This is a genomic window from Kitasatospora sp. NPDC056531 (genome assembly GCF_042794375.1).
Lineage (GTDB): Bacteria > Actinomycetota > Actinomycetes > Streptomycetales > Streptomycetaceae > Kitasatospora.
In genome coordinates this window covers 1-22,701 of record NZ_JBHTTU010000048.1, presented here as the reverse complement: position 1 = coordinate 22,701, position 22,701 = coordinate 1, and the positions used below count along the sequence as shown (strand labels likewise).

The 22,701-nt window shown below is 72.4% G+C and carries 20 protein-coding genes; 18 read left to right on the top strand and 2 right to left on the bottom strand.

Annotated elements, in window-relative coordinates:
• Positions 1 to 195: 195 nt before the first annotated feature.
• On the bottom strand, positions 196 to 699 hold the full coding sequence (locus ACFQ87_RS30395; protein WP_030056198.1) for a transcriptional regulator: 504 nt from the start codon (positions 697 to 699) through the stop codon (positions 196 to 198).
• A gap of 331 nt (positions 700 to 1,030) precedes the next feature.
• Here ACFQ87_RS30395 and pyrR point away from each other — a divergent pair, with 331 nt between their 5' ends.
• The 14 genes from pyrR (at position 1,031) to ACFQ87_RS30325 (ending at position 17,604) form a co-directional block, all read left to right on the top strand.
• Positions 1,031 to 1,654 (top strand): bifunctional pyr operon transcriptional regulator/uracil phosphoribosyltransferase PyrR, encoded by a 624-nt coding sequence (gene pyrR, locus ACFQ87_RS30390; protein WP_380614063.1) that lies wholly within the window; start codon positions 1,031 to 1,033, stop codon positions 1,652 to 1,654.
• A gap of 5 nt (positions 1,655 to 1,659) precedes the next feature.
• A complete protein-coding gene (locus ACFQ87_RS30385; protein WP_380614062.1) occupies positions 1,660 to 2,646 on the top strand; it encodes an aspartate carbamoyltransferase catalytic subunit in 987 nt (328 codons plus the stop codon).
• Positions 2,643 to 3,947 carry a dihydroorotase gene (locus ACFQ87_RS30380; RefSeq protein ID WP_380614061.1) on the top strand — a complete coding sequence of 435 codons (1,305 nt, stop codon included), beginning with the start codon at positions 2,643 to 2,645 and terminating at the stop codon, positions 3,945 to 3,947. Before ACFQ87_RS30385 ends, ACFQ87_RS30380 begins: the two co-directional genes overlap by 4 nt.
• Positions 3,944 to 4,516 carry a hypothetical protein gene (locus ACFQ87_RS30375; RefSeq protein WP_380614060.1) on the top strand — a complete coding sequence of 191 codons (573 nt, stop codon included), beginning with the start codon at positions 3,944 to 3,946 and terminating at the stop codon, positions 4,514 to 4,516. The genes ACFQ87_RS30380 and ACFQ87_RS30375 overlap by 4 nt, the downstream gene beginning before the upstream one ends.
• Positions 4,513 to 5,670, top strand: a complete 1,158-nt coding sequence (gene carA, locus ACFQ87_RS30370) for a glutamine-hydrolyzing carbamoyl-phosphate synthase small subunit (protein WP_380614059.1) — start codon at positions 4,513 to 4,515, stop codon at positions 5,668 to 5,670. The genes ACFQ87_RS30375 and carA overlap by 4 nt, the downstream gene beginning before the upstream one ends.
• A complete protein-coding gene (gene carB, locus ACFQ87_RS30365) occupies positions 5,663 to 8,971 on the top strand; it encodes a carbamoyl-phosphate synthase large subunit (RefSeq protein WP_380614058.1) in 3,309 nt (1,102 codons plus the stop codon). The genes carA and carB overlap by 8 nt, the downstream gene beginning before the upstream one ends.
• An 87-nt stretch (positions 8,972 to 9,058) precedes the next feature.
• On the top strand, positions 9,059 to 10,162 hold the full coding sequence (locus ACFQ87_RS30360) for a quinone-dependent dihydroorotate dehydrogenase (protein WP_380614057.1): 1,104 nt from the start codon (positions 9,059 to 9,061) through the stop codon (positions 10,160 to 10,162).
• A 53-nt stretch (positions 10,163 to 10,215) separates the two neighbouring features.
• A complete protein-coding gene (pyrF, locus tag ACFQ87_RS30355; protein WP_380614056.1) occupies positions 10,216 to 11,049 on the top strand; it encodes an orotidine-5'-phosphate decarboxylase in 834 nt (277 codons plus the stop codon).
• 383 nt (positions 11,050 to 11,432) lie between these two features.
• Positions 11,433 to 11,759 (top strand): integration host factor, actinobacterial type, encoded by a 327-nt coding sequence (mihF, locus tag ACFQ87_RS30350; protein WP_030290269.1) that lies wholly within the window; start codon positions 11,433 to 11,435, stop codon positions 11,757 to 11,759.
• A 49-nt stretch (positions 11,760 to 11,808) separates the two neighbouring features.
• Positions 11,809 to 12,366: a guanylate kinase gene (gmk, locus tag ACFQ87_RS30345; RefSeq protein ID WP_380614055.1), complete on the top strand. Its 558-nt coding sequence runs from the start codon at positions 11,809 to 11,811 to the stop codon at positions 12,364 to 12,366.
• A 37-nt stretch (positions 12,367 to 12,403) separates the two neighbouring features.
• Positions 12,404 to 12,670 (top strand): DNA-directed RNA polymerase subunit omega, encoded by a 267-nt coding sequence (gene rpoZ, locus ACFQ87_RS30340; RefSeq protein WP_030240625.1) that lies wholly within the window; start codon positions 12,404 to 12,406, stop codon positions 12,668 to 12,670.
• Between the two features lie 163 nt (positions 12,671 to 12,833).
• A complete protein-coding gene (coaBC, locus tag ACFQ87_RS30335; protein ID WP_380614054.1) occupies positions 12,834 to 14,069 on the top strand; it encodes a bifunctional phosphopantothenoylcysteine decarboxylase/phosphopantothenate--cysteine ligase CoaBC in 1,236 nt (411 codons plus the stop codon).
• A 150-nt stretch (positions 14,070 to 14,219) separates the two neighbouring features.
• On the top strand, positions 14,220 to 15,428 hold the full coding sequence (gene metK, locus ACFQ87_RS30330; protein WP_380614053.1) for a methionine adenosyltransferase: 1,209 nt from the start codon (positions 14,220 to 14,222) through the stop codon (positions 15,426 to 15,428).
• A 91-nt stretch (positions 15,429 to 15,519) separates the two neighbouring features.
• Positions 15,520 to 17,604, top strand: coding sequence for a primosomal protein N' (locus tag ACFQ87_RS30325; RefSeq protein ID WP_380614052.1), 2,085 nt, complete (start codon positions 15,520 to 15,522; stop codon positions 17,602 to 17,604).
• A gap of 71 nt (positions 17,605 to 17,675) precedes the next feature.
• Here the strand turns inward: ACFQ87_RS30325 and ACFQ87_RS30320 are convergent, their stop codons facing one another.
• Positions 17,676 to 18,293 carry a hypothetical protein gene (locus ACFQ87_RS30320; RefSeq protein WP_380614051.1) on the bottom strand — a complete coding sequence of 206 codons (618 nt, stop codon included), beginning with the start codon at positions 18,291 to 18,293 and terminating at the stop codon, positions 17,676 to 17,678.
• 255 nt (positions 18,294 to 18,548) lie between these two features.
• On the opposite strand from ACFQ87_RS30320, the gene def reads away from it, so the two are divergent.
• The 4 genes from def (at position 18,549) to ACFQ87_RS30300 (ending at position 22,576) form a co-directional block, all read left to right on the top strand.
• A complete protein-coding gene (def, locus tag ACFQ87_RS30315; RefSeq protein ID WP_380614050.1) occupies positions 18,549 to 19,094 on the top strand; it encodes a peptide deformylase in 546 nt (181 codons plus the stop codon).
• A 42-nt stretch (positions 19,095 to 19,136) separates the two neighbouring features.
• The gene (fmt, locus tag ACFQ87_RS30310; protein ID WP_380614049.1) at positions 19,137 to 20,096 is read left to right on the top strand and encodes a methionyl-tRNA formyltransferase; all 960 of its coding nucleotides are present in this window, start codon (positions 19,137 to 19,139) and stop codon (positions 20,094 to 20,096) included.
• Positions 20,097 to 20,163: 67 nt separating this feature from the next.
• The gene (locus ACFQ87_RS30305; protein ID WP_380614048.1) at positions 20,164 to 21,597 is read left to right on the top strand and encodes an RsmB/NOP family class I SAM-dependent RNA methyltransferase; all 1,434 of its coding nucleotides are present in this window, start codon (positions 20,164 to 20,166) and stop codon (positions 21,595 to 21,597) included.
• A gap of 55 nt (positions 21,598 to 21,652) precedes the next feature.
• The gene (locus tag ACFQ87_RS30300) at positions 21,653 to 22,576 is read left to right on the top strand and encodes a MerR family transcriptional regulator (protein ID WP_380614047.1); all 924 of its coding nucleotides are present in this window, start codon (positions 21,653 to 21,655) and stop codon (positions 22,574 to 22,576) included.
• Positions 22,577 to 22,701 lie beyond the last annotated feature (125 nt).

Sequence of the window (22,701 nt, the reverse complement as noted above, 5' to 3'; positions counted from 1 at the left end):
TGCCGAGCCGAAGGGCGCGCCGGAGCGACGACCGTCGGCACCGGGTCCGAGCGCCCGGAGGCGAGGTGGCGGTCAAAGCGAGGTGGCGGTCACAGGAGCGCCGCGGCGCGGCCCCCGAACCCCGGGACCGCGCCGTGACGTTTCTGCTTGGTACTACTTGGTGTTGCTCACCGATGGGAGCCGGTGCGGCGAGCGTCAGCTCGCGTCCTCCTCGCGCACCGCGCGGCGCGCGTCGGGGTTGAGCACACCCCAGGAGATCAGCTGCTCGGTGAGGATCGACGGCGACTGGTCGTAGATCACGGCCAGCGTGCGCAGATCGTCCTGGCGGATCGAGAGGACCTTGCCGTTGTAGTCGCCGCGCTGGCTCTGAATGGTCGCCGCGTAGCGCTGCAGCGGGCCGGCCTTCTCGGACGGGACCTGAGTCAGTCTCTCCAGGTCGAGGACCAGGCGCGGCGGCGGCTCGGCCGCGCCGCCCGGCGTACCGCCGGGCAGGAGCTCCTGCACCGGAACGCCGTAGAACTCGGCGAGCTCGGCCAGCCGCTGCACGGTGACCGCACGGTCGCCGCGCTCGTACGAGCCGACGACGACTGCCTTCCAGCGCCCCTGGGACTTCTCCTCGACACCGTGCAGGGAGAGACCCTGCTGAGTGCGGATCGCTCGGAGCTTGCCTCCGAGCTGCTTCGCGTAGTCGCTGGACATTGATCTCCCCGGACGAGATTGCTTCGCGTTCAGTGGTGGGTCACGGGCGATTGCCGACGCCGTTACCGGTGGGTTCGACGCGCGTCTCGTAACTCACTGTGAGGTTACGTAGAGTAAGGTGTTGCGTCAAGCCGAATGGGGCAGTCGTGCGAATAGCCCGCATCGTGGGCGCATCCGGGGCGTTAACCCGGTGAAGCGGAATGATGGACGTCCACTTGCCTCCGGGGGCGCTGATAGGATGACCCGAAGCCCACGCCCGGTTCGGCGGGGGCAGATCCCAGACATCCTTTAAGGCCCGTCCCGTGAGGCGGGGAAGGAGGTCCGCTTCGGCATGACCACACACCAAGAACCGACGCCGCGGCCGCCGCACCAGGTGCTGGACGGCACGGACATCGCCCGGGTCGTCACCCGGATAGCGCACGAGATCGTCGAGCGCGCCAAGGGCGCGGAGGACGTCGTGCTGCTCGGCATCCACACCAGGGGCGTCCACCTCGCCCGCCGCCTGCACGCCCGGCTGGCCCAGATCACCGGGAGCGAGATCCCGCTGGGCACCCTGGACATCACCATGTACCGGGACGACCTGCGGCTGAAGCCCGCCCGCGCCCTGGAGCACACCGAGATCCCGCCCGGCGGCATCGACGGCAAGCTGGTGATCCTGGTCGACGACGTGCTCTTCTCCGGCCGCACCATCCGCGCCGCGCTCGACGCGCTGAGCGACATCGGCCGCCCGCGCGCCGTCCAGCTCGCCGTCCTGGTCGACCGCGGCCACCGCGAGCTGCCGATCCGGGCCGACTACGTGGGCAAGAACCTCCCCACCTCGCTGCGCGAGGCCGTGCAGGTGCGCCTGTCCGACACCGACGGCGTGGACGCCGTCCTGGTCGGCGACCGCGACTACGCCGCCCGCAGCTCGCAGGCCCTGGCCTCCCAGCCCACCGAACCGCACCTCCCGGAGTAGCCCGCGTGAAGCGCCACCTCGTCTCCGCCGCCGATCTCAGCCGCGACGACGCGCTGCTGATCCTGGACACCGCCGAGGAGCTGGCCCAGCTCTCCGGTCGGGCCGTCAAGAAGCTCCCCACGCTGCGCGGCCGCACCGTCGTCAACCTCTTCTTCGAGGACTCCACCCGCACCAAGACCTCCTTCGAGGTCGCCGAGAAGCGGCTCTCCGCCGACGTCATCAACTTCTCCGCCAAGGGCTCCTCGGTCTCCAAGGGCGAGAGCCTCAAGGACACCGCGCTGACCCTGCAGGCGATGGGCGCCGACGCGGTCGTCATCCGGCACCACGCCTCGGGCGCGCCGGCCAGGCTGGCCCAGTCCGACTGGCTGCACGGCAGCGTGATCAACGCCGGTGACGGCACCCACGAGCACCCCACCCAGGCGCTGCTCGACGCGTTCACCATGCGCCGCCACCTCAACGCCGGGCTGGGCAGGGACCTCGCCGGACGCCGGGTGACCATCGTCGGCGACGTCCTGCACAGCCGGGTCGCCCGCTCCAACGTGCACCTGCTGACCACCCTCGGTGCCCAGGTCACCTTCGTCGCCCCGCCGACCCTGCTGCCGATCGGCATCCAGAACTGGCCCTGCGAGATCAGCTACGACCTCGACAGCGTGCTGCCCAAGACCGACGCGCTGATGATGCTGCGGGTGCAGCGCGAGCGGATGAACGCCGCGTTCTTCCCGACCGAGCGCGAGTACAGCCGCCGCTACGGCATGAACGGCATCCGGATGGCCCAGCTGCCCGAGCACGCCATCGTGATGCACCCCGGCCCGATGGTCCGCGGCATGGAGATCACCGCCGAGGTTGCCGACTCGCCGCGCTGCACCGTGGTCGAGCAGGTCGCCAACGGCGTCTCCGTCCGGATGGCCGTCCTCTACCTGCTGCTCGGTGGCGTCACCCTGGCCGACGCTGCCGCCGCCCCCCGCACCGACTCCGTGGAGACCGCTCAGTGACCAGCTACCTGATCCGCAACGCCAAGATCCTGGGCGGCGCCCCGCAGGACCTCCACCTCGCCGACGGTGTCATCAAGGCGATCGGCACCGGCCTGGCGGTCGAGGCGGACATCGAGATCGACGCCACCGGCATGATCGCCCTGCCCGGCCTGGTCGACCTGCACACCCACCTGCGCGAGCCCGGCCGCGAGGACGCCGAGACCGTGCTCACCGGCACCCAGGCCGCCGCGATGGGCGGCTTCACGGCCGTGCACGCGATGGCCAACACCACCCCGGTCGCCGACAGCGCTGGCGTGGTCGAGCAGGTCTGGCGGCTCGGCCAGGAGGCCGGCTACTGCGACGTCCAGCCGGTCGGCGCCGTCACCGTCGGCCTGGAGGGCAAGAAGCTCGCCGAGCTGGGCGCGATGCACGAGTCCGCCGCCTCCGTCCGGGTCTTCTCGGACGACGGCAAGTGCGTGGACGACGCGGTGCTGATGCGCCGCGCCCTGGAGTACGTCAAGGCCTTCGACGGCGTCGTCGCCCAGCACGCCCAGGAGCCGCGGCTGACCGAGGGCGCCCAGATGAACGAGGGCCAGGTCTCCGGCGAGCTCGGGCTCGGCGGCTGGCCGGCCGTCGCCGAGGAGTCGATCATCGCCCGCGACGTGTTGCTCGCCGCGCACGTCGGCTCCCGGCTGCACGTCTGCCACCTCTCCACGGCCGGCTCGGTCGAGATCGTTCGCTGGGCCAAGGCCAAGGGCTGGGACGTCACCGCCGAGGTCACCCCCCACCACCTGCTGCTCACCGACGAGCTGGTCCGCTCCTACGACCCGGTGTACAAGGTGAACCCGCCGCTGCGCACCGCCGAGGACGTCCAGGCGCTGCGCGAGGCGCTCGCCGACGGCACCATCGACGCCGTCGCCACCGACCACGCGCCGCACCCGGCCGAGGACAAGGACTGCGAGTGGGCCGTGGCCGCGATGGGCATGGTCGGCCTGGAGACCGCGCTGTCGGTCGTCCAGCAGACCATGGTCGACACCGGTCTGCTGAACTGGGAGGGCGTCGCGGACCGGATGTCGCACCGCCCGGCCCGGATCGGCCGTCTCACCGGGCACGGCCGGCCGATCTCGGCTGGTGAGCCCGCCAACCTGGTGCTGTTCGATCCCGCGTACCGTGGTGTCGTGAACCCGGACAGCTTCGCCACCCGCAGCCGCAACACCCCCTACAAGGGCATGGACCTGCCCGGACGGGTGCACGCCACCTTCCTGCGCGGTCGCGCCACCGTGCTGGCCGGTGAGCTGGCCGAGCAGGGCGGCCCGGCGTGACCAGCGCGACGATCCTGCTCGCCAAGGAGCAGGCGAAGGTCACCAACTGGCCCGGGTACATCGGCTGGACCATCGGACTGCTGATCATCATCGGCCTGGTCTACTGGCTGATGCGCCAGGGCTGGAACTGGCGGCGCACCCTGCAGTCCGGCATCCCGCCGCTGCCCGCCGTGCCGGCCCGCGCCGGCCGGACGATCCTGGAGACCAGCGGCCGGTACCACGGCACCACCACCGCCGAGAACTGGCTCGACCGGGTCGTCGCGCACGGCCTGGGCACCCGCAGCCGCGCCGACCTCACCCTCGGCGAGGACGGCCTGCTGGTGCAGCGCCCCGGCGACGTGGACTTCTGGATCCCGGCCGAGTTCCTGTCGGGTGCCCGGACGGACTCCGGGATCGCCGGCAAGGTGGTCCCCTCCGGGCTGCTCGTCGTCACCTGGACGCACGAGGGCACCGAGCTGGACTCCGGTTTCCGGGCCGACCACCCCGATGAGCACACCGCCTGGGTCGAGGCGATCACCCAGCTCGCAACACGTACGAAGACGAAGAAGACGGAAGAGGCCGCGCAATGACCGCACCTGCCCCCACCACGCAGCGCCAACGGCGGGAGCGCATCCCGGCCGTGCTCGTCCTGGAGGACGGCCGGGCCTTCCGCGGCCAGGCCTACGGCGCCGTCGGCGAGACCTTCGGCGAGGCGGTCTTCAACACCGGCATGTCCGGCTACCAGGAGACCCTGACCGACCCGTCGTACCACCGCCAGGTGGTCGCGATGACCGCTCCGCAGATCGGCAACACCGGCTGGAACGACGAGGACGACGAGTCCCAGCAGATCTGGGTCGCCGGCTACATCGTGCGCGACCCCTCCCGGGTGGCGTCCAACTGGCGCTCCCGCCGCTCGCTGGACGACGAGCTGGTCCGCCAGGGCATCGTCGGCATCAGCGGCATCGACACCCGCGCGCTGACCCGCCACCTGCGCGAGCGCGGCGCGATGCGCTGCGGCATCTTCTCCGGCGAGGCGCTGGCCGACCCGGCCGCCCTGCTCGCCCGGGTGCAGAAGTCGCCGGAGATGAAGGGCGCCGACCTGTGCGCCGAGGTGGCCACCACCGAGCCGTACATCGTGCCCGCGATCGGTGAGAAGCGGTTCACCGTCGCCGCGCTGGACCTCGGCATCAAGGCGATGACCCCGCAGCGGATGGCCGAGCGCGGCATCGAGGTGCACGTGCTGCCGGCCAACTCCACCCTGGAGGACGTCTACGCCGTCAACCCGGACGGCGTCTTCTTCTCCAACGGCCCGGGCGACCCGGCCACCGCCGACCACCAGGTCGCCGTCGCGCAGGGCGTGTTGGAGCGCAAGACCCCGTTCTTCGGGATCTGCTTCGGCAACCAGATCCTCGGCCGCGCCCTGGGCTTCGGCACCTACAAGCTCAAGTACGGCCACCGCGGCATCAACCAGCCGGTGCAGGACCGCACCACCGGCAAGGTCGAGGTGACCGCCCACAACCACGGCTTCGCCGTGAACGCGCCGCTGGACAAGGTGAGCGACACCCCCTACGGGCGGGTCGAGGTCTCCCACGTCTGCCTCAACGACGACGTGGTCGAGGGCCTGCAGGCGCTCGACGTGCCCGCCTTCAGCGTGCAGTACCACCCCGAAGCGGCCGCCGGCCCGCACGACGCCGCCTACCTGTTCGACCGCTTCGTGAAGCTCATGGAGGGCCAGCGTGCCTAAGCGCACTGACATCAAGTCCGTCCTGGTGATCGGCTCCGGCCCGATCGTCATCGGCCAGGCTGCGGAGTTCGACTACTCGGGCACGCAGGCCTGCCGCGTTCTCAAGGCCGAGGGCCTGCGGGTCGTGCTGGTCAACTCCAACCCGGCCACGATCATGACCGACCCGGAGATCGCCGACGCCACCTACGTCGAGCCGATCACCCCGGAGTTCGTCGAGAAGATCATCGCCAAGGAGCGCCCCGACGCGCTGCTGCCGACCCTGGGCGGCCAGACCGCGCTGAACACCGCGATCTCGCTGCACAAGGCGGGCACGCTGGAGAAGTACGGTGTCGAGCTGATCGGCGCCGACGTCGAGGCGATCAACAAGGGCGAGGACCGCGACCTGTTCAAGGGCGTCGTCGAGGCCGTCAACGCCAAGATCGGCCACGGCGAGTCCGCCCGCTCGGTCATCTGCCACACCATGGACGAGGTGCTGGCCGGCGTCGACACGCTCGGCGGCTACCCGGTCGTGGTGCGCCCCTCCTTCACCATGGGCGGCGCCGGCTCCGGCTTCGCCCACAACGAGGAGGACCTGCGCCGCATCGCCGGTCAGGGCCTGGCCCTCTCGCCGACCACCGAGGTGCTCCTGGAGGAGTCCATCCTCGGCTGGAAGGAGTACGAGCTGGAGCTGATGCGCGACCGGAACGACAACGTCGTGGTCGTCTGCTCCATCGAGAACTTCGACCCGATGGGCGTGCACACCGGTGACTCGATCACCGTCGCCCCGGCGATGACCCTCACCGACCGCGAGTACCAGATCCTGCGCGACGTCGGCATCGCCGTCATCCGCGAGGTCGGCGTCGACACCGGCGGCTGCAACATCCAGTTCGCCGTCAACCCCGTCGACGGCCGGGTCATCGTCATCGAGATGAACCCGCGCGTCTCCCGCTCCTCGGCGCTCGCCTCCAAGGCCACCGGCTTCCCGATCGCCAAGATCGCCGCCAAGCTGGCCGTCGGCTACACGCTGGACGAGATCCCCAACGACATCACCGAGGAGACCCCGGCCTCCTTCGAGCCGACCCTCGACTACGTCGTGGTCAAGGTGCCGCGGTTCGCGTTCGAGAAGTTCCCGAGCGCCGACGCGACGCTGACCACCACCATGAAGTCCGTCGGCGAGGGCATGGCCCTCGGCCGCAACTTCCCCGAGGCGCTGCAGAAGGCGCTGCGCTCGCTGGAGAAGAAGGGCTCCCAGTTCAGCTGGATCACCCCGGTCGGCGACAAGGCGGAGCTGCTGGTCAAGGCCGCCGTGCCGACCGACGGCCGGATCAACACCGTGATGGACGCCATCCGGGCCGGCGCCACCCCGGAGGAGGTGTTCGAGTCCACCAAGATCGACCCGTGGTTCGTCGACCAGCTCTTCCTGCTCGACGAGATCGCCGGCGAGCTGGCCGAGGCCGCCGAGCTCACCCCCGAGCTGCTGCGCCACGCCAAGCGGCACGGCTTCTCCGACCAGCAGATCGGCGAGATCCACGGCCTGCGCTCCGACGTGGTCCGCGAGGTGCGCCACGCGCTCGGCATCCGCCCGGTGTTCAAGACCGTCGACACCTGCGCCGCCGAGTTCGCCGCCAAGACCCCGTACTTCTACTCGTCCTACGACGAGGAGAACGAGGTCGCCCCGCGCACCAAGCCGGCCGTGATCATCCTCGGCTCCGGCCCGAACCGCATCGGCCAGGGCATCGAGTTCGACTACTCCTGCGTCCACGCCTCCTTCGCGCTGGCCGACGCCGGGTACGAGACCGTGATGGTCAACTGCAACCCGGAGACCGTCTCCACCGACTACGACACCTCCGACCGGCTCTACTTCGAGCCGCTCACCCTGGAGGACGTGCTGGAGATCGTCCACGCCGAGCAGCAGGCCGGCCCGCTGGCCGGTGTGATCGTCCAGCTCGGCGGCCAGACCCCGCTCGGCCTGGCCCAGGCGCTCAAGGACAACGGCGTGCCGATCGTCGGCACCCAGCCCGAGGCGATCGACCTCGCCGAGGAGCGCGGCGCCTTCGGCCGCGTGCTGCGCGACGCCGGGCTGCCCGCCCCCAAGCACGGCACCGCCTTCTCCTTCGCGGAGGCCAAGGCGATCGCGGACGAGATCGGCTACCCCGTCCTGGCCCGCCCGTCCTACGTGCTCGGCGGTCGCGGCATGGAGATCGTCTACGACGAGGCCTCGCTCGCCTCCTACCTGGAGCGGCACGCCGGTCTGATCTCCGAGCACCCGGTGCTGATCGACCGCTTCCTGGACGACGCGGTGGAGATCGACGTCGACGCGCTCTACGACGGCACCGAGCTCTACCTCGGCGGCGTCATGGAGCACATCGAGGAGGCCGGCATCCACTCCGGCGACTCCGCCTGCGCGCTGCCCCCGATCACCCTCGGCGGCTACGACATCAAGCGCCTGCGCACCTCCACCGAGGCCATCGCGCGCGGTGTCGGCGTCCGCGGCCTGATCAACATCCAGTTCGCGCTGGCCGGGGACATCCTCTACGTGCTGGAGGCCAACCCGCGCGCCTCCCGTACCGTCCCGTTCACCTCCAAGGCGACCGCGGTGCCGCTGGCCAAGGCCGCCGCCCGGATCTCGCTCGGCGCCACCATCGCCGAGCTGCGCGCCGAGGGCCTGCTCCCGGCCGAGGGCGACGGCGGCACGCTGCCCGCCGACTGCCCGATCTCGGTCAAGGAGGCCGTGATGCCGTGGAGCCGCTTCCGCGACATCCACGGCCGCGGGGTGGACACCGTGCTCGGCCCGGAGATGCGCTCGACCGGTGAGGTCATGGGCATCGACAAGGTCTTCGGCACCGCCTACGCCAAGGCCCAGTCCGGCGCGTACGGCGCGCTGCCGACCAAGGGCAAGGTCTTCGTCTCGGTCGCCAACCGCGACAAGCGCAACCTGGTCTTCCCGGCCCGGGCGCTGGTCGGCCTCGGCTTCGAGGTGCTCGCCACCGCCGGCACCGCCGAGGTGCTCCAGCGCGGCGGCATCCCGTCCACGCTGGTGCGCAAGCACAGCGAGGGCGAGGGCCCGAACGGCGAGAAGACCATCGTCCAGCTGATCCACGACGGCGAGGTCGACCTCATCATCAACACGCCGTACGGCACCGGCGGTCGCCTCGACGGCTACGAGATCCGCACGGCGGCCGTCTCGCGCGGGGTCCCGTGCCTGACCACCGTCCAGGCGATGGGCGCGGCCGTCCAGGGCATGGACGCGCAGTTGCGCGACGAGGTCGGGGTGATGTCGCTCCAGGAGCACGCCGAGCTGATCAACGCCGGCCGCAAGTAGCACCACCGCAGTGGGGGGCACCGGAGCCAGTTTGGTGCCCCCCACTCGTATGCCCAAGTCCGGTCTGTGATCGTGGAGTTGACCCACTTGTACAAGCTTCTGTTCGACCTCGTCTTCAAGAAGATGGACCCCGAGAAGGCGCACCACCTCGCCTTCTTCTGGATCCGGCTCGCCTCCTCGGTGCCCGGGTTGCGCACCCTGGTGCGGCTGGTCCTCGCCCCGCGTGACCGGGCACTGCACACCAGGGCCCTCGGCCTCGACCTGCCCGGCCCGTTCGGGCTCGCGGCCGGCTTCGACAAGAACGGCGTCGGCATCGACGGCCTGGCGATGCTCGGCTTCGACTACGTCGAGATCGGCACCATCACCGGTGAGCCCCAGCCCGGCAACCCGGCGCCCCGGCTGTTCCGCCTGGTCGAGGACCGCGCGCTGATCAACCGGATGGGCTTCAACAACCAGGGCTCGGCCCGGGTCGCCGCCCGGCTGGCCGCCCGCCCGCACACCAGCTCCACCCCGGTGATCGGCGTCAACATCGGCAAGACCAAGGTGGTCGAGGAGGCCGACGCCGTCGCCGACTACGTCAAGTCCACCGAGCGGCTGGCCAAGTACGCCGACTACCTGGTGGTCAACGTCAGCTCCCCGAACACCCCCGGGCTGCGCAACCTGCAGGCCGTCGACCACCTGCGCCCGCTGCTGGCCGCCGTCCGCGAGGCCGCCGACCGCACCGCCGCGCACCGCGTGCCGCTGCTGGTCAAGATCGCCCCCGACCTGGCCGACGAGGACATCGACGAGGTCGCCGACCTCGCCCTGGAGTTGGGCCTGGACGGCATCATCGCCACCAACACCACGATCGGCCGCGAGGGCCTGCGGGCCGACGCCCAGCGGGTCGCGGAGATCGGCATGGGCGGCCTGTCCGGCGCCCCGCTCAAGGCCCGCGCCCTGGAGGTGCTGCAGCGGCTTCGCGCCCGCACCGAGGGCCGGCTGACGCTGGTCTCGGTGGGCGGGGTGGAGACCGCCGAGGACGCCTGGCAGCGGATCATCCACGGCGCCGACCTGGTCCAGGGCTACAGCGCCTTCATCTACGAGGGCCCGTTCTGGTGCCGCAGGATCCACAAGGGCCTCTCCGCCCGGGTCCGCGCGGCAGGATTCCGCGACCTCGCGGCGGCCGTCGGCAGCGCCGTCCGCAGCTCGTGACCCCCTTCATCGGTTCCGGCCCGATCGGTTCTGGAAAGTCTGGAAAGGACGACATGACCCTCGCCCCGTTCGGCGCCCGGCTGCGCCAGGCCCTCGACGCCCGCGGCCAGCTCTGCGTCGGCATCGACCCGCACGCCTCCCTGCTCGCCGCCTGGGGGCTCGGCGACGACCTCGCCGGGCTGGAGACCTTCAGCCGCACCGTGGTCGAGGCGCTGGCCGACCGGGTGGCCGTGCTCAAGCCGCAGGCCGCCTTCTTCGAGCGCTTCGGCAGCAAGGGCGTCGCGGTGCTGGAGAAGAGCGTCGAGGAGGCCCGGGCGGCCGGTGCGCTGGTCCTGATGGACGCCAAGCGCGGCGACATCGGCTCCACCATGGCCGCCTACGCGGAGGCCTTCCTGTCGCCCGCCAGCCCGCTGTTCTCGGACGCCGTGACGGTCAGCCCGTACCTGGGCTTCGGCTCGCTGCGCCCGGCCCTGGACCTGGCCCGGGAGCAGGGCTGCGGCGTGTTCGCGCTGGCGCTCACCTCCAACCCGGAGGGCGCCGAGGTGCAGCGCGCGGTCGGTGCGGACGGCGAGCCGGTCGCGGCGGCGGTGCTGCGGCAGCTGGCGGCCGAGAACGCGGGCGCCGCGCCGCTGGGCTCCTTCGGCGCGGTGGTCGGCGCGACGCTGGCCGACGCGGGCGTGGAACTGGCCATCAACGGCCCGCTGCTGGCCCCCGGGATCGGCGCCCAGGGCGCGACGATGGCGGACCTGCCGCGGGTGTTCGGCGCCTCGGTGATCAACGTGGTGCCGAGCGTCAGCCGGGACGTGCTCAAGCACGGCCCCTCGGTGGCCGCGCTGCGGGACGCGGCGGACCGCTTCGTGGGCGAGTTCGCGGACGCCGTCAAGTAGCGGACGGTGGCCGGTGCGTGGCGGGAGCCGTTCGCCGGGTAGCCGGACGGTGACCGTCCGCAGTGTCCGCAGGACGGCGGGGCGGCACCGGAGTTCACGTGAGCGCCGTCACATCGACCCCGTCAAAGTTTCGCAATCACGGTCATTTTGCCCCGGAAAGTCCTGGTCGGCCTTGGCTGACCAGGACTTTTCGTGTTCTTTTCCTGACGTGGCGCCGCAATGCGGGTAGTGTCCGGCGATAGGTCATCGGCGAGTTGCGAAACCTGTAGCTCCCGCAGGTCAGGGCCCTGTGGTTCCCCATTGGGCTCCAATTGCGGACGGTGTCCTCAGTACCGAACCAGTCATAGCTCAATCCCTTCCTTCCACACCCTGAGGTGAACGGCGTGGCTCTTCCGCCCCTTACCCCTGAACAGCGCACCGCCGCGCTCGCCAAGGCCGCCGAGGCTCGCCGGGAGCGCGCCGAGGTCAAGAACCGGCTCAAGCACTCCGGCGCCTCCCTGCACGAGGTGATCAAGGCCGGCAAGAATGACAACGACGTCATCGGCAAGATGAAGGTGTCGGCCCTGCTCGAGTCCCTTCCGGGCGTCGGCAAGGTCCGTGCCAAGCAGATCATGGAGCGCCTCGGCATCAGCGAGAGCCGGCGGGTCCGCGGCCTCGGCACGAACCAGATCGCCTCCCTGGAGCGGGAGTTCGGCGGTGGCGCCGCCTGACCGTGCCCCCGTGGTCCCGGGATCGTCCGCGATCCGGGATAATCGGTGCATGAGTGAGCGTCCGCGGCTGACCGTGCTCTCCGGCCCTTCGGGGGTCGGCAAGAGCACGGTCGTCGCTCATATGAGGAAGATGTACCCCGAGGTCTGGCTCTCGGTGTCGGCGACGACCCGCCACCCGAGGCCGGGCGAGAAGAACGGGGTCCAGTACCACTTCGTCGACAACGACGAGTTCGACAAGCTGATCGCCAACGGTGAGCTGCTGGAGTGGGCCGAGTTCGCCGGGAACCGCTACGGCACCCCGCGCGCGGCGGTGCTGGAGAAGCTGGAGCGCGGCGAGCCCGTCCTGCTGGAGATCGATCTGCAGGGTGCCCGTCAGGTGCGCGAGTCGATGCCGGAGGCCCAGCTGGTCTTCCTGGCTCCGCCGAGCTGGGACGAGCTGGTCCGCCGGCTGACCGGCCGGGGCACCGAGCCGCAGGACGTGATCGAGAAGCGACTGGAGGCGGCCACGGTCGAGCTCGCGGCCGAGCCCGAGTTCGACACGACTCTCGTCAACACCTCCGTCGAGCAGGTAGCGGCCGAACTGCTAGCCTTGCTCGGTGTAGCCTGACCTGTCTGTCTTTTCCACCCTTTCGGAAGGTTTTAGCGTGTCCTCTTCCATGACCGCGCCCGAGGGCATCATCAACCCGCCGATCGACGAGCTGCTTGAGGCCACCGACTCGAAGTACAGCCTCGTGATCTACGCCGCCAAGCGCGCGCGCCAGATCAACGCGTACTACTCCCAGCTCGGCGAGGGCCTGCTGGAGTACGTCGGCCCGCTGGTCGACACCCACGTGCACGAGAAGCCGCTGTCGATCGCGCTGCGCGAGATCAACGCGGGCATGCTGACCGCCGAGGCGATCGAGGCTGCCTGAGGCAGTCCCGTCCCTTTCCCGAAGGGCCCGGCGGAATCGTTTCCGCCGGGCCCTTCGGCGTCTGCGCCGGGGGGCGGGCGCTGTGGGGTGGGGCACCGTGCGGGTGGCAACTGAGGGGTCGTAGGGTGGGCGGGTTCCAGATCCTGAGAAAGGTCGTCGGTACATGAGCGCGAACGCGGACGCGGACGCTCCTCGCGTCGTCCTCGGCGTCAGCGGCGGGATCGCCGCCTACAAGGCCTGCGAGCTGCTGCGCCGGTTCGCCGAGTCCGGCCACCAGGTCACCGTGGTGCCGACCGCCGCGGCGCTGCACTTCGTCGGCGAGGCCACCTGGGCCGCGCTGTCCGGCCGCCCGGCCGCCACCGAGACCTGGGAGCGCGTGCACGAGGTGCCGCACGTGCGGATCGGGCAGCAGGCCGAGGTGGTGGTGGTCGCCCCCGCCACCGCCGACCTGATCGCCAAGGCCGCCCACGGGCTCGCCGACGACCTGCTGACCAACACCCTGCTCACCGCCCGCTGCCCGGTCGTGCTGGCGCCCGCCATGCACACCGAGATGTGGGAGCACCCCGCCACCCGGGACAACGTCGCCACCCTGCGCCGCCGGGGCGTGATCGTGCTGGAGCCGGCCGTCGGGCGGCTGACCGGCAAGGACACCGGCAAGGGCCGGCTGCCCGAGCCGTCCGCGATCTTCGACGCCTGCCGGGCCGTGCTGCGCCGCGGCGGGGCGGTGCCGACCGACCTGGCCGGTCGCCACGTGGTGGTCTCGGCCGGCGGCACCCGGGAGCCGCTGGACCCGGTGCGCTACCTGGGCAACCGCTCCTCCGGCAAGCAGGGCTACGCGCTCGCCGTCACCGCTGCGGCGCGCGGCGCCCGGGTGACCTTGGTCTCGGCCAACGCCGAGCTGCCCGACCCGGCCGGGGTGGACGTGGTGCACGTCGGGACGGCCCTGGAGCTGCGCGAGGCGGTGCTGAAGGCGGCCGAGGACGCGGACGCCGTGGTGATGGCCGCGGCCGTGGCGGACTTCCGGCCCGCCGAGTACGCCACCGGCAAGATCAAGAAGGTCGAGGGGGTCGAACCGGCGCCGGTCGCCCTCGTCCGCAACCCGGACGTCCTGGCCGAGCTGTCGGCCCACCGCCCCCGTTCGGGCCAACTGGTCGTGGGTTTCGCGGCGGAGACCGACGACGTGCTCGCCAACGGCCGCGCCAAGCTCGCCCGCAAGGGCTGTGACCTGCTGGTCGTCAACGAGGTGGGCAACGGCAAGGCTTTCGGGACGGACGTCAACGAGGCCGTCGTACTGGGCTCGGACGGCAGTGAGACGCCGATCCCGGTGGGCCCGAAGGAGGCCTTGGCGGACGTGGTCTGGGACCTGGTCGCGAAGCGTCTCGAATCGGTTGGGAACTGATCGAGTAGCGTTCAGAAGCGGTCTTGATTTTTGGAACTGGGTCACGTTCGACGGAACCAGGCCGTTACACTCCAGGAATCAAGTCTTTCCGGATGTCCCCGGTTCGCCGGGGGCCTTCAGTCAGCAGCCGCTGCAACCCCAGGGAGCGCTGTGTCTCGCCGCCTGTTCACCTCGGAGTCCGTGACCGAGGGACACCCCGACAAGATCGCTGACCAGATCAGCGACACGATCCTTGACGCTCTCCTCCGGGAGGACCCGACCTCCCGGGTCGCCGTGGAGACGCTCATCACCACCGGTCAGGTGCACGTGGCCGGCGAGGTGACGACCAAGGCGTACGCGCCGATCGCCCAGCTCGTCCGGGAAAAGATCCTGGAGATCGGCTACGACAGCTCCAAGAAGGGCTTCGACGGCGCCTCCTGCGGCGTCTCGGTGTCCATCGGTGCCCAGTCGCCCGACATCGCGCAGGGCGTCGACACCGCGTACGAGGCCCGGGTCGAGGGCGATGAGGACGACCTGGACAAGCAGGGTGCCGGCGACCAGGGCCTGATGTTCGGCTACGCGTCCGACGAGACGCCCGAGCTGATGCCGCTGCCGATCACCCTGGCGCACCGGCTCTCCCGCCGTCTGACCGAGGTCCGCAAGAACGGGACCATCCCGTACCTGCGCCCCGACGGCAAGACCCAGGTCACCATCGAGTACGACGGCGACAAGGCCGTCCGCCTCGACACCGTGGTCGTCTCGACCCAGCACGCCAGTGACATCGACCTGGAGTCGCTGCTCACCCCGGACATCCGCGAGTTCGTCGTGGAGCCGGAGCTGAAGGCGCTGGCCGACCAGGGCATCAAGCTGGTCACCGACGGTTACCGCCTGCTGGTCAACCCGACCGGCCGCTTCGAGATCGGCGGCCCGATGGGCGACGCCGGCCTGACCGGCCGCAAGATCATCATCGACACCTACGGCGGCATGGCCCGCCACGGCGGCGGCGCCTTCTCCGGCAAGGACCCGTCCAAGGTGGACCGCTCTGCCGCCTACGCGATGCGCTGGGTCGCCAAGAACATCGTCGCCGCGGGTCTCGCCCGCCGTGCCGAGGTGCAGGTCGCGTACGCGATCGGCAAGGCCGAGCCCGTCGGCCTGTTCGTCGAGACCTTCGGCACCGAGACCGTGCCGGTGCTGGACATCCAGAAGGCCGTCTCCGAGGTCTTCGACCTGCGTCCGGCCGCCATCATCCGCGACCTGGACCTGCTGCGGCCCATCTACGCCCAGACCGCCGCCTACGGCCACTTCGGCCGCGAGCTGGCGGACTTCACCTGGGAGCGCACCGACCGGGTGGATGCCCTGAAGGCTGCCGTCCAGGACTGACGTCCCGGGTCTTGAAGCGGCGCCCACCCCGGTGCGGGGGGGGCCCCGCTTTGTGCGTCGTGTCGGTGTGACCTGGTAGTACTTGGGAGCGATGAGCAGCACAGGGGAGAACGGGGCCGCCGAGCCGGAGCAGCTGGCGTTCATCCGGGAGACGGTCAAGCGGGCCAAACCCCGGACGTGGAAGGGTGCCAAGCGGGCCGAGCACCTGCCGGTGGCCCGGGTCGTGGTGGACAAGGGCGTGCTCACCATCGACAAGCTCTTCGACTACGAGGTCCCGGCCACCATGGCCGAGGAGGCCCGGCCGGGCGTCCGGGTGCGGGTGCGCTTCGGGGCCCGGGTGGTCAAGGGCCAGCGCGAGGGCGGGGAGCTGCACGACGGGTTCATCGTCGCCCGGCTGGAGAAGAGCGACTTCGCCGGTCCGCTCGCGCCGCTCGCCCAGGTGCTCTCGCCCGAGCCGGTGCTCTCCCCGCAGCTGCTGCGGCTGTGCCGCACCGTCGCCGACCGCTACGCCGGGACGCTGGCCGACGTGCTGCAACTTGCCGTGCCGCCCCGACACGCCAAGGCCGAGGCCGAGCCCTCGCCGCCGCCGCTGGCGCGCCCCCAGCCCCCGGCGCCGGGCGGCTGGCAGCGCTACCCGGCCGGCCCCGACTTCCTGTCCTCGCTGGCCGGCGGCGGTTCGCCGCGCGCGGTGTGGGCGGCGCTGCCGGGGCCCGGCTGGCCGTACGAGATCGCCCGCGCGGTGGCGGCGACCCTGGCGGGCGGGCGCGGCGCGCTGGTGGTGCTGCCGGACCGGCGGTCGGTGGCCCGGGTGGACCAGGCGCTCACCGAGCTGCTCGGGCCCGGGATGCACATGGCGTTGGAGGCCGAGCTCGGCCCGCGCGAGCGCTACCGGCGCTGGCTCGCGGTCAGCCGTGGCTCGGTGCACGCCGCGATCGGCACCCGGGCCACGATGTTCGCGCCGGTGCGCGACCTCGGGCTGGTGGTGGTCTGGTCCGACGGCGACGGCAGCCACAGCGACCCGCGCGCCCCGCACCCGCACGTCCGCGAGGTCGCGCTGCTGCGCGCGGCCGAGGAGGGCGCGGCGGTGCTGCTCGGCGGGCACGCGGTGACCGTGGAGGGCGCGCAGCTGGTCAGCACCGGCTGGGCGCGGCCGCTGGTCGCGGACCGGGAGACGGTGCGGCAGGTCGCGCCGAGGGTGCGCACCGTGACCGACCAGGACCAGCACCGGGACGCCGCCGCACAGGCCGCCCGGCTGCCCTCGGTGGCCTGGGAGGCCGCCCGGGAGTCGCTGGCGGCCGGGCATCCGGTGCTCATCCAGGTGCCCCGGCGCGGCTACGTGCCCCGGCTGGCCTGCGGGCGCTGCCGCACCCCCGCGCGCTGTCGGCGGTGCGAGGGGCCGTTGGAGGCGCCCTCGGCGGACGCCTCCCTGCAGTGCGGTTGGTGCGGGGAGGCGGAGGGCGACTGGCACTGCCCGGAGTGCGGCTCCTTCCGGCTGCGGGCGCAGGTGGTCGGTGCCCGCCGTACGGCGGAGGAGCTGGGCAAGGCGTTCCCGCGGATCCCGGTGCGGACCTCGGGGCGGGAGGCGGTGCTGGCCACCGTGCCGGACGAGCCCTCACTGGTGATCTCCACGCCGGGCGCCGAGCCGGTGGTCGAGGGCGGTTCCGGGTACGGGGCCGTGCTGCTGCTGGACGGCTGGGCGCTGCTGAGCCGACCGGACCTGCGGGCCGGGGAGGAGACGCTGCGGCTCTGGCTGGCGGCGGCGGCACTGGCCCGGCCCTCGACGGAGGGCGGGACGGTGGTGGTGGTCGCCGAGCCGTCGGCCCGTCCGGTGCAGGCGCTGGTGCGGTGGGACCCGCTGGGGCACGCCGGGCTGGAGCGGGACGAGCGGGCGCAGCTGCACTTCCCGCCGGTGTCGCGGATGGCCTCGGTGAGCGGCAGCCCGGCGGCGGTCGCCGACCTGCTGAACCTGATCCGGCTGCCGGAGGGGGCGGATGTGCTCGGGCCGGTGCCGGTGCCAGCCCTGCGGGGGGAGGAGCAGGAGCGAGCGCTGCTGCGGGTGGCGCCCGGGCAGGGGGCCGCGCTGGCGGCGGCGCTCAAGGCGGCGCAGATCGCCCGGATCGCGCTGCGGACGGCGGAGCCGGTACGGGTGCGGGTGGATCCGACGGACATCGGGTAGCGCCGGCCAGGCCGGTGGGGCGGGGTGAGTGGGCCACCCCGCCCCGGGTGGCCCGGGGGTGCGGGGCCCGGTCAGCCGCGCAGGGGGATGCCGGTGCGGTCGGCCTGCGGGCGGTCGATGCTGCTGCCGCGCTCGACGGGGGTGCGGTCGATGGGCGTGCGGTCGACGGGGGTGCGCTCGATCGGGGCGCGGTCCAGGGCGGTGCGGTCCAGGCCGCCCTGGCGGGCGGCGGGGACGGTGGTGGCCAGGCCGCCGCGTTCGGCGGGGGCGGACAGGTCCTCGGAGCGGTCCGGGCGGCTCGGGCCCGGGACGGCGCCGCTGGCGGCGAGGAGCTCACTGGTCGGGCGGCGCATGCCGTATCGGCGGTGCACGGCCTGCTTGGTGACCCCGAGGGCGGAGCCCACCGAGTCCCAGGAGAAGCCCAGCGCCCGGTCGAACTCGACCGCCGCCGCGACCAGGGTCTCCACGCTCTCCCGCAGCTCCTGGGCCAGGCGCACGGTCGGCGCGGGCGCGCGTCCGTACACCACGAAGCCGGCCGAGGTGCTGGGGCGGCGCGGTCGGTAGACGTTGCCCAGCTGGGCGGTGAGCGTCCGCAGCGCGTCGACCTGGCGCCTCACCCGCTCGATGTCCCGCACCAGCAGGTGCAGGCTCGCCCTCGCCCGGGCGTCGTGGTTGATCTGCTCGGCCATGGCTTACGTGCCACCTTCCGTACGGTTCAGCTCGGCCGGGGCGCGGTGTCCCGTGCGCCCGGCCCCGGTCAATCTCTCTTGACCAACGCCGAAGCGGGGGCCGGGGTAACGCGGCTCGGCAGACTCGGGATATGCCGGATACCGGCGCGGTTGTCCCAGGACGGCCCGACAGGTCCCCCGGGAGGGTTGCATAGACTTGCGGTGAACCAGTCGTTGCCCGTAGCCCGTGCCCTTACGGACAGGAGCCCGTACCCCGTGGCGATCCAGCCGATCCGTCTCTTCGGAGACCCCGTCCTGCGGGCCACCGCCCAGCCGGTGACCACGTTCGACAAGGAATTGCGCAACCTGGTCCGCGATCTCACCGACACCATGCTGGAGGCCCCCGGCGCCGGCCTCGCCGCGCCCCAACTCGGCGTCTCGCTTCGGGTGTTCACGTACCACGTGGACGGCGTCACCGGGCACCTGATCAACCCGGACCTGTCGCTGAGCGAGGAGGAGCAGGACGGCCCCGAGGGCTGCCTCTCGCTGCCCGGTCTGCGCTACGACACCAAGCGGGCGTACGGCGTGGTGGCCAAGGGCTTCAACATGTACGGCGACCCGGTCACGCTGGAGGGCACCCAGCTGCTCGCCCGGTGCATCCAGCACGAGACCGACCACCTGGACGGCATCATCTTCATCGACCGGCTCGACCGGGAGCAGCGCAAGGCCGCCCTGAAGGCGATCCGGGAGACGGACTGGGGCGGCGGGCCGGCGCCGGTCGTCAAGGTCTCGCCGCACAGCACCTTCGGCACTGCCCGCTGATCTTGCCGGCTTCCTGAACTTCCTTTTACAGAAAGGCACTTGATGCGTCTCGTGTTCGCCGGCACCCCCGAGGTCGCCGTCCCCGCCCTGGAGGCGCTGCTCGCCTCCGACCGGCACGAGGTCGTCGCGGTGGTCACCCGCCCCGACGCCCCGGCCGGGCGTGGCCGCAAGCTGGTCGCCAGCCCCGTCGCCCAGCGCGCCGAGGAGGCCGGGATCGAGGTCCTCAAGCCGGCGAAGCCCAGCGACCCGGAGTTCGTCGCCCGGCTCACCGAACTCGCCCCCGACTGCTGCCCGGTGGTCGCCTACGGCGCGCTGCTGCGGCCCGGCACCCTGGAGATCCCCAAGCACGGCTGGGTCAACCTGCACTTCTCGCTGCTGCCCGCCTGGCGCGGCGCGGCCCCGGTGCAGCACTCGGTGCTGGCCGGCGACGAGGTCACCGGCGCCTCCACCTTCCTGATCGAGCAGGGCCTCGACTCCGGACCGGTCTACGGCGTGATCACCGAGGAGATCCGCCCGAGCGACACCAGCGGTGAACTGCTCACCCGGCTGTCGGTCTCCGGCGCGCGGCTGCTCGCGGCCACCATGGACGGCATCGAGGACGGCTCGCTGCACGCCGTGCCGCAGCCGGCCGAGGGCGTCACGCTCGCGCCGAAGATCACCGTCGAGGACGCGCGGATCGACTGGAACCACCCCGCGCTGCGGATCGACCGGGTGGTGCGCGGCTGCGCGCCCGCGCCGGGGGCGTGGACGGAGTTCCGGGGCGAGCGGCTGAAGGTCACCGGGCCGGTCAAGCTGCTGCCGGAGTCGGCCGAACTGGCGCCGGGCGAGCTCGCGATGGTCGGCAAGAACAGCGTGCGGGTCGGCACCGGGAGCCACGACCTGGAGCTCGGGGAGGTGCGTCCGCAGGGGAAGAAGGAGATGCGGGCGGCCGACTGGGCGCGCGGGGCGCGGCTGGAGGCGGGGGAGCGGCTCGGCGTCCCGGCCGGCCGCTCCGAGGGCTGACCGTCGGGTTTGGCGTTACTGTTCGTTCGAGATCTTCTGATAACCACCGCAGCACCTTGAGGCACCTGTGACCACTCCCAGCGCCAAGCGCGCCCCCCGCCCGCACCGCCGACCGAAGAAGGACCCGGCCCGGATCGTCGCGTTCCGCGCGCTGCGCGCCGTCGACGAGCGCGACGCGTACGCCAACCTGATCCTGCCCTCCCTGCTCCGCGAGGCCGAGCAGAAGGGCATGGACCGGCGCGACGCCGCCCTCGCCACCGAGCTCGTCTACGGCACCCTGCGCCTGCAGGGCACCTACGACGCGATCATCGCGGCCTGCATCGACCGGCCGCTGAGCAAGGTCGACCCGCCGGTGCTGGACGTGCTCTCGCTCGGGGCCCACCAGCTGCTCACCACCCGCATCCCCAGCCACGCGGCCGTCTCGGCGACCGTCGAGCTGGCCCGGGTGGTGCTCGGCGACGGCAAGGCCAAGTTCGTCAACGCCGTGCTGCGCCGGATCAGCGCCCACGACCTGGACACCTGGATCGAGCAGGTCGCCCCGCCGTACGACCAGGACGCCGAGGACCACCTCGCCGTCGTGCACTCGCACCCGCGGTGGGTCGTCTCCGCGCTCTGGGACTCGCTCGGCCGCTGGCAGCCGGACGCCTCCGGGCGCACCGCCGTGGAGGAGCTGCTGCGGGCCGACAACGAGCGGCCCGAGGTCACCCTGGTCGCCCGCCCCGGCCGGGCCACCGTCGGCGAGCTGGCCGACGCGCTGCCCGAGGCCGAGCCGGGCCGCTGGTCCCCGTACGCGCTGCGGCTCGCCGAGGGCGGCGACCCGGGCGCGCTGACCGCCGTCCGGGAGAACCGGGCCGGCGTGCAGGACGAGGGCAGCCAGCTGGTGGCGCTGGCGCTGGCCTCGGCACCGGTGGAGGGCCCGGACCGGCTCTGGCTGGACGGCTGCGCCGGGCCGGGTGGCAAGGCCGCGCTGCTCGGCGCGCTGGCTGCCGAGCGGGGCGCGGCCCTGGTCGCGAGCGAGAAGCAGCCGCACCGGGCCCGGCTGGTGGCGCGGGCGCTGGAGGGCAACCCCGGCCCGTACACGGTGATCGCGGCGGACGGGACGCGCCCGGCCTGGCGCTCCGGCGGCTTCGACCGGGTGCTGGTGGACGTGCCGTGCTCCGGCCTGGGCGCGCTGCGCCGCCGTCCCGAGGCGCGCTGGCGGCGCCGGCCGGCCGATGTCGCGGCCTTCGGGCCGCTGCAGCGGGACCTGCTGCGCTCCGCGATCGAGGCCACCCGGATCGGCGGGGTGGTCGGCTACGCGACCTGCTCGCCGCACCTGGCGGAGACCCGCGCGGTGGTGGACGACGTGCTGCGCGACGAGGGCGGCCGGGTCGAGTGGATCGACGCGCGGCCGCTGCTGCCCGGTGTCCCGGCGCTCGGGGACGGGCCGGACGTCCAGCTGTGGCCGCACCTGCACGGGACGGACGCGATGTACCTGGCGCTGCTGCGGCGGACGGCCTGAGGGGCGGTCGCGGCGGCTTGCATCTCCCGTAGGGGGAGGCGCCAGGGTGGTGGCCATGAACGGTGACGCGCTCCCCGCGCTCTTCACGATCGGCGAGCTGGCCCGGCGGACCGGGCTGACGGTGAAGACCGTCCGCTTCTACTCGGACCAGGGGATCGTGTCGCCGGCCGACCGCAACCCGGCCGGCCACCGGCGGTACGGCGCGGACGCCGTCGCCCGCCTGGATCTGGTCCGCACCCTGCGCGAGCTCGGGCTCGGACTGCCGGTGATCCGGCGGGTGCTGGCGCGCGAGCTCGCGCTGTCCGATGTCGCGGCGGCGCACGCCGAGGCGCTGGACGTCCAGATCCGGGTGCTGCGGCTGCGGCGGGCGGTACTGGGGGCGGTGGCGGGGCACGGGTCCACCACGGAGGAGTTGACGCTCGTGCACCAGCTGGCCCGGTTGACGGGGGAGGAACGGCGGCGCCTGGTCGGGGAGTTCCTGGCCGAGGTGTTCGGCCCGGACGGTCGTTTCGAAGGGGTGGCCCGGTCGCTGACGCCGGAGCTGCCGGAGGACGCCTCGGTCGAACAGGTCGAGGCGTGGGTGGAGTTGGCGCGGCTGGCCGGGGACGCGGGGTTCCGGGAGCTGCTGCGTGGCCTGGCGGCGGACGAGGCGGCGGAGTGCGGTGCGGGCGGCCCGCCCAGGCCCGGACTGGCCGTGCTGGTACGGGAGTCGGCCGGACGGGCGGTCGCGGCGGGGGTGGCGCCGGAGTCGGCGGAGGCGGCCGGGGTGGTCGCCGGGCTGCTGGAGCGGTACGCCGGGCTGCCGGGCGTCGCCGGGGCGGGCCGTCCGGTGCGCGCCCGGCTGCTGGAGCGGCTGCGGGCCATGGCGGATCCACGGCGGGAGCGCTACCTGACGCTGCTCGCGGTGGTCAACGGGTGGGCGGCGCCGGAGAGTTCGGCGCCGGCGCTGGACTGGGCGGTACGGGCCGTGCGCTCGTAGCGGGCCGGGCCCTGGGCCATGTCTGGCGATTACTGAAATTGAATGAGTGGTGTCGGGGGCTGGCCGGGGTCAGCCATCCATGATCAGTCCGGCTTGGGTGAGGCATCCGTCGATCAGATCCGGGC

Coding starts and splice junctions, on each gene's coding strand:
- ACFQ87_RS30395 (WP_030056198.1), bottom strand. CDS start 699: ATGTCCAGCGACTACGCGAAGCAGCTCGGAGGCAAGCTCCGAGCGATC.
- carA (WP_380614059.1), top strand. CDS start 4,513: ATGACCGCACCTGCCCCCACCACGCAGCGCCAACGGCGGGAGCGCATC.
- fmt (WP_380614049.1), top strand. CDS start 19,137: ATGCGTCTCGTGTTCGCCGGCACCCCCGAGGTCGCCGTCCCCGCCCTG.
- ACFQ87_RS30320 (WP_380614051.1), bottom strand. CDS start 18,293: ATGGCCGAGCAGATCAACCACGACGCCCGGGCGAGGGCGAGCCTGCAC.
- ACFQ87_RS30300 (WP_380614047.1), top strand. CDS start 21,653: ATGAACGGTGACGCGCTCCCCGCGCTCTTCACGATCGGCGAGCTGGCC.
- coaBC (WP_380614054.1), top strand. CDS start 12,834: ATGAGCGCGAACGCGGACGCGGACGCTCCTCGCGTCGTCCTCGGCGTC.
- gmk (WP_380614055.1), top strand. CDS start 11,809: ATGAGTGAGCGTCCGCGGCTGACCGTGCTCTCCGGCCCTTCGGGGGTC.
- ACFQ87_RS30325 (WP_380614052.1), top strand. CDS start 15,520: ATGAGCAGCACAGGGGAGAACGGGGCCGCCGAGCCGGAGCAGCTGGCG.
- pyrF (WP_380614056.1), top strand. CDS start 10,216: ATGACCCTCGCCCCGTTCGGCGCCCGGCTGCGCCAGGCCCTCGACGCC.
- pyrR (WP_380614063.1), top strand. CDS start 1,031: ATGACCACACACCAAGAACCGACGCCGCGGCCGCCGCACCAGGTGCTG.